The sequence below is a fragment of the Streptomyces sp. CLCI03 genome (genome assembly GCF_053615355.1).
Genome location: NZ_CM132132.1, coordinates 7,297,689 through 7,313,205 on the forward strand (window position 1 = coordinate 7,297,689; position 15,517 = coordinate 7,313,205).

The 15,517-nt window shown below is 72.4% G+C and carries 13 protein-coding genes; 10 read left to right on the top strand and 3 right to left on the bottom strand.

The features are described 5' to 3' along the window. The first annotated feature begins 7 nt into the window (after positions 1 to 7). Together ACWG52_RS33590 and ACWG52_RS33595 are read left to right on the top strand one after the other, a co-directional pair. Positions 8 to 496: a hypothetical protein gene (locus ACWG52_RS33590; protein ID WP_453126791.1), complete on the top strand. Its 489-nt coding sequence runs from the start codon at positions 8 to 10 to the stop codon at positions 494 to 496. A 255-nt stretch (positions 497 to 751) separates the two neighbouring features. Next, entirely contained in the window at positions 752 to 2,302 is a 1,551-nt protein-coding gene (locus ACWG52_RS33595; RefSeq protein ID WP_390136254.1) for a fatty acyl-CoA synthetase, read from the top strand. A gap of 40 nt (positions 2,303 to 2,342) precedes the next feature. Here the strand turns inward: ACWG52_RS33595 and ACWG52_RS33600 are convergent, their stop codons facing one another. Both ACWG52_RS33600 and paaK read right to left on the bottom strand, forming a co-directional pair. Then, positions 2,343 to 3,119 (bottom strand): YhjD/YihY/BrkB family envelope integrity protein, encoded by a 777-nt coding sequence (locus tag ACWG52_RS33600; RefSeq protein WP_389807374.1) that lies wholly within the window; start codon positions 3,117 to 3,119, stop codon positions 2,343 to 2,345. 149 nt (positions 3,120 to 3,268) lie between these two features. Next, complete coding sequence (gene paaK, locus ACWG52_RS33605; protein ID WP_389806987.1) at positions 3,269 to 4,573, bottom strand: phenylacetate--CoA ligase PaaK; 1,305 nt, start codon at positions 4,571 to 4,573, stop codon at positions 3,269 to 3,271. Positions 4,574 to 4,871: 298 nt separating this feature from the next. On the opposite strand from paaK, the gene ACWG52_RS33610 reads away from it, so the two are divergent. Then, positions 4,872 to 5,393, top strand: coding sequence for a hypothetical protein (locus ACWG52_RS33610; protein WP_390136256.1), 522 nt, complete (start codon positions 4,872 to 4,874; stop codon positions 5,391 to 5,393). 27 nt (positions 5,394 to 5,420) lie between these two features. On the opposite strand, the gene ACWG52_RS33615 is transcribed toward ACWG52_RS33610, so the two are convergent. After that, entirely contained in the window at positions 5,421 to 7,049 is a 1,629-nt protein-coding gene (locus ACWG52_RS33615) for an acyl-CoA synthetase (protein ID WP_389806985.1), read from the bottom strand. A gap of 198 nt (positions 7,050 to 7,247) precedes the next feature. Between ACWG52_RS33615 and ACWG52_RS33620 the strand changes: the two genes are divergently transcribed. From ACWG52_RS33620 to ACWG52_RS33650, 7 genes are all read left to right on the top strand, one after another. Continuing rightward, the gene (locus ACWG52_RS33620; protein WP_033213936.1) at positions 7,248 to 8,048 is read left to right on the top strand and encodes a crotonase/enoyl-CoA hydratase family protein; all 801 of its coding nucleotides are present in this window, start codon (positions 7,248 to 7,250) and stop codon (positions 8,046 to 8,048) included. 193 nt (positions 8,049 to 8,241) lie between these two features. After that, complete coding sequence (locus ACWG52_RS33625) at positions 8,242 to 9,201, top strand: Zn-ribbon domain-containing OB-fold protein (protein ID WP_389806984.1); 960 nt, start codon at positions 8,242 to 8,244, stop codon at positions 9,199 to 9,201. Continuing rightward, positions 9,201 to 10,259 carry a thiolase domain-containing protein gene (locus ACWG52_RS33630; protein WP_389806983.1) on the top strand — a complete coding sequence of 353 codons (1,059 nt, stop codon included), beginning with the start codon at positions 9,201 to 9,203 and terminating at the stop codon, positions 10,257 to 10,259. The genes ACWG52_RS33625 and ACWG52_RS33630 overlap by 1 nt, the downstream gene beginning before the upstream one ends. Beyond that, positions 10,256 to 11,422, top strand: coding sequence for a thiolase domain-containing protein (locus tag ACWG52_RS33635; RefSeq protein WP_453126796.1), 1,167 nt, complete (start codon positions 10,256 to 10,258; stop codon positions 11,420 to 11,422). Before ACWG52_RS33630 ends, ACWG52_RS33635 begins: the two co-directional genes overlap by 4 nt. Positions 11,423 to 11,567: 145 nt before the next feature. Next, positions 11,568 to 11,795 (top strand): DUF397 domain-containing protein, encoded by a 228-nt coding sequence (locus ACWG52_RS33640; RefSeq protein WP_202505543.1) that lies wholly within the window; start codon positions 11,568 to 11,570, stop codon positions 11,793 to 11,795. A gap of 327 nt (positions 11,796 to 12,122) precedes the next feature. Continuing rightward, on the top strand, positions 12,123 to 12,530 hold the full coding sequence (locus tag ACWG52_RS33645; RefSeq protein WP_033213929.1) for an ACT domain-containing protein: 408 nt from the start codon (positions 12,123 to 12,125) through the stop codon (positions 12,528 to 12,530). A 103-nt stretch (positions 12,531 to 12,633) separates the two neighbouring features. After that, a complete protein-coding gene (locus tag ACWG52_RS33650; protein ID WP_389806982.1) occupies positions 12,634 to 15,495 on the top strand; it encodes an ATP-binding protein in 2,862 nt (953 codons plus the stop codon). Positions 15,496 to 15,517 lie beyond the last annotated feature (22 nt).

The window sequence follows — 15,517 nt, forward strand, 5'->3', positions numbered from 1 at the left end:
AAACAACATGGATCTGCTCCTGGCACCACCGACCGCCGCCGGGCCCGTACACCTGGGAAGTCCGTACGAGGAGGCCCTGACAGCGCTCCGGCCCTGGGGCGAGCCGCGGGTGATCGGCCCCACCTCCCGGCGGGCGCGTCGGCTCACGGGCGACTTCGACGGGGTCGGCTACACGGTCTTCTTCGATGCGGAGGACCACACGACCGCCGTGGAACTGTGGTGGCCCGGAGAGGGCCGACAGAGCACCACGCGTGTCCTCCTGGACGGGCATGACGTCTTCACGGCCCCCGCCGACACGGTCCTCGCGGATCTGCGCGAGCGCGGGTGGACCGTGGATGCCGAGGATCCGGAGAACGTCTTCGTGCCCGGCGTCTCGCTGGGCTTCACCCGTCAGACCTCCCAGGAGGTACCGCGCGACGGGCAGGGCCTGCCCGTCTCCTTCACCTCGGTCCTCGTTGCGGGCAAGAGCTACTACGACTTCCGCTACGCGCAGTAGATCGGACGAAGAGGCCCGGGGCACGGCGGCCGTCGCGGCGAGCAGAGCGGCGCCCGTGAGGGCGACGCGGCGGAGTGCGGGACGCGTGCTGAGACGCAACAGTCCTCCCAAGTGTCCTGTGAACGGGCGTGGTCACCCGTCGACAGGCGGTACCTCCGTGCCCCCACACTCATTCAGCTCCTCCGATGATCTGTCGACATCCCGTTCGGTATCCGGTGATTGACCTTGGGCGTACGGGGGGACGAGGATCGCGCCATGACGGCAGACCGGGCGGTGCGGGCAGGGCGAGCGGTACGGGACGACACGGTCGACGGACTGGTGCGGCACAGCGCGCGGCGGGTCCCCGACCGCCCGGCCGTCCGCTACCGCGAACGGACCTGGACGTACGCGGAACTCGACGCGGCCGTCACCACCGGTGCCGCCCTGCTGCGGGAGCGGTACGGACTGGCCGCCGGGGACCGGGTCGCCACCTTCGCCCACAACTCCGATGCCTACCTGCTGGCCTACCTCGCCTGCGCCCGGGCCGGGCTCACCCATGTCCCGGTCAACCAGAACCTCACCGGCGAGGACCTCGCCCACATCCTGGACAACTCCGCGAGCGCCCTGGTCCTCGCCGATCCCGACCTGGCCGGGCGGATCCCCGACGGGTACCGGGTACGGGCGCTGCGCGACGCCCCCGACTCCTTCCTGGCGGAGCTGGCCGATCCGCTGCCCTTCGCGGCCGACCGGGATCCGGACGCGCTGGTACAGCTCCTCTACACCTCGGGGACCACCGCCCTGCCCAAGGGCGCGATGATGACGCACCGGGCCCTCGTGCACGAGTACGAGAGCGCGATCGAGGCCTTGGACCTGGCCGAGGACGACCGGCCCGTCCACTCGCTGCCGCTCTACCATTCGGCGCAGATGCACGTCTTCCTGCTGCCGTACCTGGCGGTCGGGGCGCGGAACACGATCGTGGACGCGCCGGTCGCGGAGCGGATCTTCGACCTGGTCGAGGCGGGGGAGGCCGACAGTCTCTTCGCCCCGCCGACGGTGTGGATCGGCCTGGCCGACCACCCGCAGTTCGCGGTGCGCGAGCTGGGCGCCCTGCGGAAGGCGTACTACGGGGCTTCGATCATGCCGGTCCCGGTCCTGGAACGGCTGCGCGAGCGGCTGCCGGACCTCTGCTTCTACAACTGCTTCGGCCAGAGCGAGATCGGCCCGCTGGCCACGGTGCTCGGGCCGGCGGAGCACGAGGGGCGGATGGACTCCTGCGGGCGGCCCGTGCGCCATGTGGAGGCGAAGGTGGTGGACGAGGACGGGAGGGATGTACCGGACGGCACGGCGGGCGAGGTCGTCTACCGCTCACCGCAGCTCTGCCTCGGGTACTGGAACGACCCGGTGGCCACGGAGAAGGCCTTCCGGGACGGCTGGTTCCGCTCGGGCGACCTCGCGGTGCGCGACGCGCAGGGGTACTTCACGGTCGTGGACCGGGTGAAGGACGTCATCAACTCGGGCGGGGTGCTCGTCGCCCCACGGCAGGTGGAGGACGTGCTCTACACCCACCCGGGCGTGGCCGAGGCGGCGGTGATCGGGCTGCCCGACGAGCGTTGGATCGAGGCGGTCACGGCGGTGGTGGTACCGCGCGGGGAGGCGGGGGAGCCGGGCCGCGTGACGGAGGGTGAACTGATGGCCTACGCCCGGGAGAAGCTCGCCCATTTCAAGGCCCCGAAGCGGGTGCTCTTCGTGGGCGCCCTCCCGCGCAACGCCAGCGGCAAGATCCTCAAGCGGGAACTGCGCGACCGCTTCGCCCAGCCCGGCGACTGAGCCGGCCGGCGACCCCGGCCACCGGCGCGGCGAAGCCCGCTCAGCCGGGGTGCGGAGGGTGCGCGGCGGGGTCCTCGGGCGGGAAGAGCCCGCTGCGCCGGAGCCGCCGCAAGGTGAGGTGCTCGTGCACGAGACGGCCGACGAGCGCGCCCCCGTAGACCACGAAGCCGACGCCGACCAGCCAGGACTGGACGACGAGCAGGGTACCGAAGGGGCCGTAGATCACCGCGTTGGAGGCGATGAGCGGGGAGAACACCAGCTGCGAGAAGATCCGCAGCCCCAGCAGCCCGAGGCTGGTCGCCACCGCTCCCGGCACCAGGGCGCGCCAGCGGACCCGGCCGCCGAGCAGCAGGCGCTGCGAGACGATGAAGAACAGACAGGTGCCGACGAGGTCGCCCAGCGCGCCGAGGATCGTGCCGAAGGCGTTGTCCGACGGTGAGGGGATCCCCACGAGCAGGCCGAGGTAGCAGACCAGCAGCGCGAGCCAGACGACGTGCAGCCACATCGTGTGCCAGCGCGCGGTCGGCAGGTCCCAGACCTTCTCGTAGCCGGTCTGCACGGCCGACCCGAAGGTCAGGCCGAACACCGCGAGCGCGGCCAGACCGAACGCGGTCGTCCGCTCCAGCGCCAGGTCCGCGGCGCCGAACAGCATCTCCACCCGGACCCGCGAGGCCTCCGTCACCCCGAGGGCCTGCCCCAGCCAACGGCCGAATCCCGAGCCGCTCCCGGGCGCGGCGGCCGCCACGACCACCAGCAGCGGCACCAGGGTGAGGAAGCCGAGAGCCGCGAAGCCCATCGCCCGGTGCATCAGCTCCATCTCCCGGCCGCGGCTCCAGGCCAGCCCGATCTGGGAGCCCTGGAGCCGGTCGTAGAGCTGCCGGAGGGAGGAGATCACACCTCATGGACTACCCCCGAGCGCCGGCTCGCTCCCGGGGGCCACCTCCAAATGGGCCCGAAGGGGTGGTCTCAGCGGCCGGATCCGCGAAGGTCGACCAGCCTCTTGATCTTCCCCACCGAGCGCTCCAGCGTCTCCGGGTCGACCACCTCGACCCGCACGGAGACTCCGACCCCCTCCTTGACGGCCCGGACCACGGCGTCGGCCGCGTCCTGCCGCCGCTCGGCGTCCGTCTCCCGCCGTGCCTCCACCCGTACCGTCAGGGCGTCCATCCGGCCCTCCCGGGTCAGCCGCAGCTGGAAGTGGGGAGCCAGCCCCGGCGTCCGCAGCAGGACCTCCTCGATCTGGGTCGGGTACACATTCACCCCACGCAGGATGATCATGTCGTCGCTGCGGCCCGTGATCTTCTCCATCCGACGGAAGGCCGGCCGGGCCGTCCCGGGCAGCAGCCGGGTAAGGTCCCGGGTGCGGTAGCGAATGATGGGCATGGCCTCCTTGGTGAGGGAGGTGAAGACCAGCTCGCCCGGTTCACCCTCCGGCAGCACCGCGCCCGTCAGCGGGTCGACCACCTCGGGGAAGAAGTGGTCCTCCCAGATGTGGAGGCCGTCCTTGGTCTCCGCGAACTCCTGGGCCACACCCGGTCCGATGACCTCGGACAGGCCGTATATGTCCACCGCGTCGATGTCGAGCCGTTCCTCGATCTCCCGGCGCATCTCCTCGGTCCACGGCTCCGCGCCGAAGATCCCCGTCCGCAGTGAGGTCGCGCGCGGGTCGATCCCCTGGCGCTCCATCTCGTCCAGCAGGGTCAGCATGTAGGAAGGGGTCACCATGATGACCTCGGGTCGGAAGTCCTCGATGAGCCGGACCTGCCGGTCCGTCATCCCGCCCGACGCGGGCACGACCGTACAGCCGAGGCGCTCGGCGCCGTAGTGCGCGCCCAGGCCGCCGGTGAACAGTCCGTACCCGTAGGCGATGTGGATGATCTGGCCGGGCCGTCCGCCCGCCGCGCGTATGGACCGGGCCACGACATCCGCCCAGGTCGCGAGGTCCTTGTCGGTGTACCCGACGACGGTCGGCCGCCCGGTGGTACCGCTGGAGGCGTGGATGCGGCGCACCTGGGAGCGCGGCACGGCGAACATCCCGAAGGGGTACTGGTCGCGCAGATCGGCCTTGGTGGTCAGGGGGAACAGGGAGAGGTCGGCGAGCGACCGACAGTCGTCGGGATGCACACCCGCCTTGTCGAAGGCCTGCCGGTAGAAGGGGACCTTCTCGTAGGCACGGTGCAGGGTCGCCCGCAGCCGGGTGAGCTGGAGCGCGGCCAACTCGTCATGGCCCAGCCGCTCGCCCTCGTCGTGCAGATCCGTGTACACCGCCATGCCGTCACCTCATCATGAGAACCGACCGATCATTCGGTAGATTGCCAGGAATCCGCAGGTGAAATCAATGACTCGAACGAGTGATCGTCTGTTGTGGTGCCCCACATGTCCACCCTCACCACCTATGACGGAACGAACTCCGGGGGATCTCGGCGACCTCGCGGCGCGGCGTCTTCCGATCCTCGTCGACCCGCGCGGTACGGGCGAATCGGCGATACCGGACGGCCGATGATCGGTCAAGATCGACGGGGTGGCAGACTGGCCGACCGTATCGCGAACCGAGAGGACCCACATCATCGTGCGACGGATCCTGGTGCTCGCAGCCGTGGCGTTCCTGGCCTTGGCGGCATTGGCGACGGCCACGGTGGCCGCCGGCGCCTATCTGCTGCGGGACCTCGGCCCGCTGCCCCCGCGCTACTCGGGTCCGCCGCTGCCTCGCGAAGCGGTGGTGTCGGAGATGACCTCGATACTGGCGGCGGAGGGCGTCACGGTGGAGCGGGAACCCTCCGGGGGCATGCGCACGTGCCACGAACGGCTCTCAGGGCGTCATGCGCCGGAGACGGCGGACGCCGCCGTGGCGGCGGCCTTCGCGCGGGCCCGTTCCGACCACGGCTGGCAGGACGGCCCCGACATGGGTGAGCGGACGTTGACCCTGACGAAGGGCAACTGGACGGTGATGTCCAGCCTCATGGGCGAGCAGGCGTCAGGTCGGCCTGTACCGGTATTCATGGTGCTGACCTGCGTGGACGAGGACGACGCCACCACCGCCCCCACGGCACCCTCCGCCCCGCCCCTCACACCCGCGCCGGCGTCGTCCTGAGCGGGCGCGGGGCGTGCGACCGTACGACTACGCCGTGTCCGCCTCCGTCGCCACCGCCTTCGCCCAGCGGTAGTCCGCCTTGCCGCTCGGCGAGCGCTGGATGGCGGGCGCGATGACCAACTGCCGCGGGATCTTGTAGCCCGCCAGCCTGGTACGGCAGTGGCTCTGGATCTGGTCCAGGGACGGGGCCCGGGCACCCTCCCGGACCTGGACCACCGCGGCCACGTGGCTGCCCCAGGTCGGGTCCGGGACCCCTGCCACCAAGGCGTCGTACACGTCCGGGTGGGACTTCAGCGCCTGCTCGACCTCCTCCGGATACACCTTCTCGCCACCGGTGTTGATGCACTGCGAGCCGCGGCCGAGCACCGTGACGATGCCCTGTTCGTCCACGGTCGCCATGTCGCCGAGCAGCACCCAGCGTTCCGTGCCCTTCTGGAAGAAGGTCTCGGCGGTCTTCCCCGGGTCGTTGTAGTAGCCGAGCGGGACGTGCCCGCGCTGGGCGAGGCGTCCCGGCTCGCCCACCGCCACCGGCTCGTGCGTCACCGGGTCCACCACCTGCGTACGGTCGTTGACCTCCAGTCGGAAGCCCTTCTCCGGGCCGGAGTCGTCCGTCGCCCGACCGTTGGACCCGGACTCGGACGACCCGAAGTTGTTCAGGAGCAGCACGTTCGGCACCAGCCGCTGGAACTCGGCGCGCACCGTCTCCGACATGATCGCCCCCGACGAGGAGACGCTGAACAGCGACGACAGGTCCGTGCCCTTGAGCGGCCCGTTCAGGGCGTCGATCAGCGGCCGCAACATCGCGTCGCCGACCAGCGAGACGCTGGAGACCTTCTCCTTCTCGATCGTGCGGAGCACTTCCTCGGGCGCGTACTTGCGGTGGATGACCACGCGTTGGCCGTAGTTGAAGGCGATGAAGGAGGTCAGCGTCGACGTGCCGTGCATCAACGGCGGCGCCGGGAAGAAGGTGAGCCCCGCGCCGCGCGCCGCGACCCGCTCGGCCAACTCCTCCGGCCGCTTCACCGGCTCGCCCGAGGGCTCGCCGCCGAAGAGCCCGGCGAAGAAGAGGTCCTCGGCCCGCCACATCACGCCCTTGGGCATGCCGGTCGTGCCGCCGGTGTAGATGATGAACAGGTCGTCGGGGCTGCGCGGCGGGAACCCGCGACCGGGTGAGCCGGCCGCCTCGGCGTCCGCGTACGGGATCGGCGCGATCGAGGGCTCCGGGGCGCCGGCGGGAGCCTCGCCGACCCGGATCAGGTGCCGGAGCTTCGTCGTCCGCGGCAGCGCCGCCGCGACCCGCTCGGTGAACTCGCCCTCGAAGACCAGGGCGGCGAGATCGGCGTCGTCGTAGAGGTAGACCAGCTCCTCCTCCACATACCGGTAGTTGACGTTCACCGGGACCAGCCGGGCCTTCAGGCAGGCCAGCACGGTCTGCAGGTACTCGATCCCGTTGTAGAGGTGCAGGCCCAGGTGCTCGCCCGCCTTGAGACCGCTGTCGAGCAGGTGGTGGGCGATCCGGTTCGCCGCCGTGTCGAGCTCCGCGTACGTCAGGCGGCGCTCGGCGCCGGTCCCGGGGTGGTCCACGTACACAAGGGCCTCGCGGTCCGGGACCACGTCCACGACCGACTCGAACAGGTCGGCAAGGTTGTACTCCACCGTTCCTCCTGACCCTGGATGTTCCCGAAGTTCCCGGCGACCGGACACATGGCCGGCCTGCTCCGGCGGTCATTAGAGCGCCGGAGACGGCAACTGGGAAGGGTGCCCGCCAAGAAATCTGACTGAGTGTCAGAAAACTATTGAACTGCACCCTCCCCTACTGCAACCTGTTCTAGGTCTTGAGATGGGAGGACGGCAATGGGTGGGACGGAACACCTGACCGTGGATCGGCACGGCGCCACGCTGGTGCTCACCATGAACAGGCCCGAGGCGAAGAACGCGCTCTCGCTGCCGCTGCTGGTGGGGCTGTACGACGGCTGGCTGGAGGCGGACGCCGACGACGGGATCCGCTCGGTGGTCCTCACCGGCGCGGGCGGGGACTTCTGCGCCGGAATGGACCTCAAGGCCCTGGCCGGGAAGGGAATGGCGGGCGACCTCTACCGGGACCGCCTCAAGGCCGACCCCGACCTGCACTGGAAGGCGATGCTGCGCCACCACCGGCCGCGCAAGCCGGTGATCGCGGCGGTCGAGGGCTACTGCGTGGCCGGCGGCACCGAGATCCTGCAGGGCACGGACATCCGGGTGGCGGCCGAGGGTGCCACCTTCGGACTGTTCGAGGTCAAGCGCGGGCTCTTCCCGATCGGCGGCTCCACGGTGCGGCTGCCGCGCCAGATCCCGCGGACGCACGCCCTGGAGATGCTGCTGACCGGCCGGCCGTACTCCGCCGCCGAAGCCGAACGGATCGGGCTGGTCGGGCGGGTGGTGCCGGACGGTACGGCGCTGGCGGCGGCCCTGGAGATCGCGGAGCGGATCAACGCGTGCGGGCCGCTGGCGGTGGAGGCGGTCAAGGCGTCGGTCTACGAGACCGCCGAGCTGACGGAGCGGGAAGGGCTGGCGTCCGAACTGCTGCGGGGGTGGCCGATCTTCGACACCGCCGATGCGAAGGAGGGGGCGCGGGCGTTCGCCGAGAAGCGGCCGGCGGTGTATCGGCGCGAGTAGTGCGGGCCGTGCCGGTGCCCTGCCGGTGCCCTGCCGGGTGCGGCGCCGTTGCCGGGGGCGCTGCCCCGGACTCCCGCGCCTCAAACGCCGGCGGGGCTGGAAAGAGCGCCTCAAGCGCCGGCGGGGCTGGGGGGAGCGCCTCAAGCGCCGGCGGGGCTGACATCAACCGAATCGATCGCATCGGAGAGCCACCATGACAGCTGCCTCCCCACCGGAGATCCTCCGCGCGCCCCTCGTCGTCGAGTTCCCCTTCACCCGGTCGCTCGGGCCCGTCCAGAGCGCCTTCCTCACCGGCCTGCGCGAGGGCACCGTCCTCGGGGTGAAGACCTCCGACGGCAAGGTGATGGTCCCGCCCGTCGAGTACGACCCCGTCACCGCCGAGGAGATCCGCGAGCTCGTCGAGGTCGGCGCCACCGGGACCGTCACCACCTGGGCGTGGAACGATCGGCCCCGCCCCCAACAGCCCCTGGACACCCCCTTCGCCTGGGTGCTGGTCCGGCTCGACGGCGCCGACACCGCCCTCCTGCACGCCCTCGACGCGCCCGGCCCCGACGCGGTCCGCACCGGCATGCGGGTACGCGTGCGCTGGGCCGCCGAGCGCACCGGCGCCATCACCGACATCGCCTGCTTCGAACCGTACGACGGCCCCGCGGGCGGCGAAGCCGTCCCGCACGACGGGGACTTCGCCGACGCCGTCACCGGCATCGTCGCCGAGGCCCGGCTCGACTACGTCTACAGCCCCGGCCGCGCCCAGACCGCCTACATCGACGCCCTCTCCGAGCGGCGGACCGTCGGCGAGCGCTGCCCCTCCTGCCACAAGGTGTACGTCCCGCCGCGCGGGGCCTGCCCCACCTGCGGGGTCGCCACCACCGACCGCGTCGAGGTCGGACCCGCCGGCACGGTCACCACCTACTGCATCGTCAACATCAAGGCGAAGAACCTCGACATCGAGGTCCCCTACGTCTACGCCCACATCGCCCTCGACGGCGCCGGCCTCGCCCTCCACGGACGGATCGGCGGCATCCCCTACGACCAGGTCCGCATGGGACTGCGCGTCGAGCCGGTATGGACCGAGGGCGGTCGCTACCCCGACCACTACCGCCCCACCGGCGAACCGGACGCGGACTACGACGCGTACAAGGAGCTCATCTGATGGCCCGATACGCCCGCGAGGTCGCGGTGGTCGCCTTCGCGCAGAGCGACCACCTGCGCCGCACCGACGAGCTCAGCGAAGTCGAGATGGTCATGCCGGTCCTCCACCAGGTCCTGGCCGCCACCGGCCTGAAGGCCGGCGAGATCGGCTTCACCTGCTCCGGCTCCAGCGACTACCTGGCCGGCCGGGCCTTCTCCTTCACGATGACCCTCGACGGGGTCGGCGCCTGGCCGCCGATCTCCGAATCGCACGTCGAGATGGACGGGGCCTGGGCCCTCTACGAGGCCTGGGTCAAGATCCAGACCGGCGAGGCCGACACCGCGCTCGTCTACTCGTACGGGAAGTCCTCCCCGGGATCGGTCCGTGACGTGCTGACCCGCCAGCTCGATCCGTACTACGTCGCCCCGCTCTGGCCCGACGCGGTCGCCCTGGCCGCCCTCCAGGCCCAGGCCCTGATCGACGCGGGCGAGACCGACGAGGCCGCCCTGGCCGCCGTCGGCGCACGCAGCCGGGACGCGGCGGTCGCCAACCCGCACGCCCAGCTCCGCGGCCCCGTCCCCCAGGGCGACCACCAGGTCCGGCCGCTGCGCACCGGGGACTGCCCGCCCATCGGCGACGGCGCGGCCGCCGTCGTCCTGGCCGCCGGCGACCTCGCGCGGCGGCTCTGCGAACGCCCCGCCTGGATCACCGGAATCGACCACCGCATCGAGGCCCACAGCCTGGGCCTGCGCGACCTCACCGACTCCCCGTCCACCCGGCTCGCCGCCGAACACGCCGGTGTCTTCGAAGCCCCGGTGGACACGGCCGAACTGCACGCCCCGTTCTCCTCCCAGGAGGTCGTGCTGCGCAAGGCCCTCGGCCTCGCCGACGAGGTGAGCGTCAACCCCTCCGGGGGAGCGCTCGCCGCCAACCCGATGATGGCCGCCGGCCTGATCCGCATCGGCGAGGCGGCCGCCCGGATCCACCGCGGCGCGTCGCGACGGGCCGTCGCCCACGCCACCTCCGGCCCCTGCCTCCAGCAGAACCTGGTCGCCGTCCTGGAAGGGGACGCAAGGTGAGTAAAGAGCCCGTGGCCATCGTCGGGATCGGCCAGACCAAGCACGTGGCGGCCCGCCACGACGTGTCCATCGCCGGCCTGGTCCGCGAGGCCGCCGCCCGCGCCCTCGCCGACGCCGAACTGACCTGGGCGGACATCGACGCGGTCGTCATCGGCAAGGCCCCCGACTTCTTCGAGGGGGTGATGATGCCCGAGCTGTACCTGGCGGACGCCCTCGGCGCCGTCGGCAAGCCGATGCTGCGCGTGCACACGGCCGGTTCGGTCGGCGGGTCCACCGCCCTGGTCGCCTCGAACCTGGTGGCGGCCCGCGTCCACCGCACGGTCCTCACCCTCGCCTTCGAGAAACAGTCCGAATCCAACGCCATGTGGGGCCTCTCGCTCCCCGTCCCCTTCCAGCAGCCGTTGCTCGCCGGAGCCGGCGGCTTCTTCGCCCCGCACGTGCGCGCCTACATGCGGCGCACCGGGGCGCCGGACACCGTGGGCTCGCTCGTGGCGTACAAGGACCGGCGCAACGCGCTGAAGAACCCGTACGCGCACCTGCACGAGCACGACATCACCCTGGAGAAGGTCCAGGCCTCGCCGATGCTGTGGGACCCGATCCGCTACTCGGAGACCTGCCCCTCCTCCGACGGCGCGTGCGCGATGATCCTCACCGACCGGGCGGGCGCGGCCCGTTCCCCGAAACCGGCCGCCTGGGTGCACGGCGGCGCGATGCGCAGCGAGCCCACCCTCTTCGCCGGCAAGGACTTCGTGTCGCCGCAGGCCGGCAAGGACTGCGCGGCCGACGTCTACCGCCAGGCGGGTGTCACCGACCCGCGCCGGGAGATCGACGCGGTCGAGATGTACGTGCCGTTCTCCTGGTACGAGCCGATGTGGCTGGAGAACCTCGGCTTCGCGGCGGAGGGAGAGGGCTGGAAGCTCACCGAGGCCGGGGTCACCGAACTCGACGGCGACCTGCCGGTCAACCCCTCGGGCGGCGTGCTGTCCACCAACCCGATCGGCGCCTCCGGCATGATCCGCTTCGCGGAGGCGGCCCTCCAGGTCCGCGGCCAGGCCGGGGAGCACCAGGTTCCGGGCGCTCGCCGGGCGCTCGGGCACGCCTACGGCGGCGGCGCGCAGTTCTTCGCGATATGGCTGGTGGGGGCACAGGAGCCGACCTCCTGAACACAGGCCCGGCCGACGACGGAGGGGCCGGCCGGGGACCCGGACCGGCCACGGGTGACGCACCGTGGCCTGTCCGGCACCCGCCGCGGTGGTTAACCTGGCCCCCGGACGACGTACCGGGAGGAGCACGCACGTGGCCGAGAGCATGACTTCACAACCCCTCGCAGGCTGGGGGAAGCCGGACCTCGATCTCACCGAGGCGGACTGGCAGTCGAGCAGCCGGGGAGTGGGCGACGTCCAGATCGCCTTCGTCGAGGGCTTCATCGCGATGCGCAACAGCGAGCGCCCCGAGAGCCCTTCGCTGATCTTCTCGCCGGACGAGTGGCACAAGTTCGTGCTGAACGCCCGGGGCGGTGAGTTCGACCTGACCTGACCGGGCACCGTACGGACGCGGCGCACCACCGGGCGCGGAGCCGCCGGCCCGGTGGCCGCCGAAATCCCTCGATGTCGGCTCGGGACGCCGGGCAGGACGGGGGCATGACCTTCACCCGCCGAAAGGCCGAGGCCGCGTAGCCGGCCCGGCGCGCTGCGCGCCGTACGAGGAACCCACGCCGTCCGCCCGGCCCCGCCCCGCGCGATCGACGACGTCGCCGTGGTCCGCGACGAACCGGCCGACGCGTACCGGATCCTGCCGCCCGTGGCCCGCCGCGCGCCGGGCGATGGACCCGGTGCCCGCCGGGGCGATCGGTAGAGTGGCCGGATGAGTGGAGAGCAGGACCTGCGGAAACTTCTGAGCGGGATGCGGCCCGAGTTGAACGAGGGGCGGTACGTCTTCTGCACCGTCGACGGCACCACCGTCCCCGCCGGGACCACCCCCGTCGCCACCGTCCTGGAACCCGAGGGGCTCACCCTGGTCCTGCGCCAGGAGGACGCCGACGCGGCCGGACTCGCCTACGACTACACCGCCGGCTGGATCACCCTGCGGATCCACTCCGCCCTCGACGCCGTCGGACTCACCGCGGCCTTCGCCACCGAGCTCGGCGCACACGGTCTGAGCTGCAACGTCATCGCCGGCTACCACCACGACCACCTCTTCGTCGCCGCTGACCGGGCCGAGGAGGCCGTGGCCGTCCTGGAAGGGCTCGCGGCCCGGTCCGTACACCACTGATCCGCCCCGGAAAAGAAGATCGGATTCTTTTCCGCAGTGGCATCCCTCGCGCTGTGCGCCGGGCGTACGCTGAACCCCCGAACAGGCCTGGGGGGTACCAGCCATGACGGACCGCCGGACCCGCACACGGCGCACCATGGTCGAACGCGACGCCGAGCTCGCGATCGTCGACGAAGCCCTGGACCAACTCACCGGTCCCGGGCCGGACGCGGGTGGCGCGCTGCTCGCCTTCTCCGGCCCCGCCGGCCTCGGCAAGACCACCCTGCTCGCCGAACTGCGCCGTCGCGCCCACGTCCGCAACTGCACCGTCCTCGCCGCCCGCGGCGGTGAACAGGAGCAGAGCCAGCCCTTCCACGTCGCCCGCCAGCTCATCCAGCCCCAGCTCGCCGGCACCTCCGAGCAGGAACTGCGCGCCGCCCTCGGGGGCTGGTACTCCATCGTCGGCCCGGCCCTCGGACTCTGCGCCCCCGAACAGGGCGCCCCGCCCGACCCGCAGGGCCTGCGCGACGGACTCGACTGGGTCCTCACCCACCTCGTCGTCAAGCGCGCCCCCGTCGCCCTCGTCCTCGACGACGCCCACTGGGCCGACCCCGAGTCCCTCGGCTGGCTCGCCGCCTTCGCCCCGCGCGCCGAACACCTCCCCCTGCTCCTCGTCGTCGCCTACCGTCCCGACGAACTGCCCGAGCACGCCGACGCCTTCCGTACGCTGCCCGGCCGGGCGGGACAGCGCCCGCTGCCCCTGGCCCCGCTCACCCCGGCCGCCGTCGCCACCCTGGTCCGCGAGGCCGTCGGCGCCCACGCCGACGACGCCTTCTGCCAGGAGGCCTGGGCCGTCACCACCGGCAACCCCTTCGAGGCCGTCGAACTCACCGCCAAGGTCCGCGGCAAGGGCCTGACCCCCGTCGAGGCGAACGCCCCGCAACTGCGCGACCTCGCCGCCGCCCAGCGCGGCAGCGGCCTCGTCGCCCGCCTGGAACGCCTCGGCCCCTCCACCGTCCGCTTCGCCTGGGCCTGCGCCGTCCTCGGCACCGCCATCCCGCAGGACCTCGCCGCCCGGGTCGCCGCCCTCGGCGCCGAGGAGGCCGTCGACGCCACCAGGCGGCTGCGCGACTCCCGCATCCTCTCGGCGGCCACCGCCGAGGAACCCGACGCCGGGCTGGAGTTCGTCCACCCGCTGATCGCCACCGCCATCTACCGCGCCATCCCCGACGCGCTCCGCGTCGCCCTGCACGGCAAGGCCGCGGCCGCCGTCGTCGACGCCGGACTCGGCTCCTCCGCGGCCGCCCGCCACCTCCTGGAGACCCACCCCGAGAACGACCCCTGGGTGGTCCGCACCCTGCGCGAGGCCGCCGGCGAGAACCTCCGCGCCGGCGCCCCCGAGGCCGCCCGCCGCCAGCTCGCCCGCGCCCTGCTCGAACCCCCTGACTTCGACGAACGCGCCGCCGTCCTCTACGAACTGGGCTGCGCCTCGCTGCTCACCGAGCCCGCCAACACCGTCAACCACCTGCGGGCCGCCCTCGCCGAACCCTCCGACGACCCCACCCTGCGCCAGGGCATCGTCATCCGGCTCGCCCAGGTCCTCGCCCACAGCGACCGCCTCGCCGAGGCCTCGGAATCCCTCGCGCGAGAGATCCCCTACACCCAGGACGTACGTGCCCGGCTGCGCCTGCAGTCCGAGCAGTTCATGTGGGACGCCTTCAACGCCGCCGAGACCGACTCCCCGGCCCGCTCCCGCAGGCTCGCCCGCCTCGCCGACCGGCTCACCGGCCGCGACCTCACCGAGCGGTACATCATCGGGCTGCGCGCCTGGGACGCCTGCCTGCGGGGCGAGCCGGTCGACGTGGTGCTGCACCACGCCGGACGGGTGCTGGATCGGCCCTTCAGCTGGGCCCACGAGGACCGCGGCTTCGAGGTCCCGGTCCTCGTCGCGATGGCCCACATGTACACCGACCGGCCCGGACGGGCCGAGGAGCTGTTCGAGGCGGGCACCGCCGAGTTCGAGCGGCACGGCTGGCGCGGGGCGCACCTCTCCTTCGCCTACAGCCTGCGCGCCTACGTCCGCTACCGGCGCGGACGGCTCGTGGAGGCCGAGGAACTGGCCCGGGCCGGGCTGCGGCTCGCCGAACGCGTGGGCCGGCGTACCCCCGTGCACTGGTACGCCATAGCCATCCTCCTCACCACCCTGCTCGCGCGCGGCCGGCCCGAGGAAGCCTGGGAACTGGCCCAGGAGCACGAGTACGGCAGCCCCTTCCCGGCGGCCGTCGTCTTCCCCGACTCCCAGACCGTGTACGCCGAACTGCTCCTGTCCCGGGGCGAGACGCAGGCCGCGATCGTCGAACTGGAGGCGGTCGACCGGCGGCTGACCCCGCGCGGCATCCAGAACCCGTCCTGGTGCCCCTGGCAGCTGCACCTGGCCCGGGCGGTGGCCGCGGACGATCCGCCGCGGGCCCGCGCCCTGGCCGACGACGCCCTTCGCCGGGCCCGCGCCTTCGGCGCCGCCTCGGGCATCGGCCAGGCCCTGCGGGTGGCGGCCCAGGTCGCCGCCCCCGAGGACCGGGCCGGGCTGCTCCAGGAGGCGGTCGCCCTGCTCTCGGCGTCACCGGCGGGCTACGAACTGGCCTGCGCCCTGGCCGCGCTCGGCACCGAGCTGCGGGACACGGACCTGTTGATGCAGGCCCTGGTGACGGCACGGGAATGCGGTGCGGAAGGGCTGGCCGCGCAGACCACCGACACCCTGCTGGGGCTGGGCGGCTCCCTGCCGTGCGGCCTGGCTTGGGAGGACGAGCTCACGGAGGAGGAGCAGCGGGCCGCGGACCTCGCGGTGCGGGCCGACAAGGAGCCCGTGCCGGAGGTCGTGGTGCTGCCCTCGCCGGACTGGGACCTGTCGGCGGCCTGCCGCAAGCTGGGCACCGACCGGCCCGGTCTCAGGGAGGCACTGGAGGCGTTCGCCCGTAGCTCAACGTGATCGGATCCACCCCCCGCCGGGC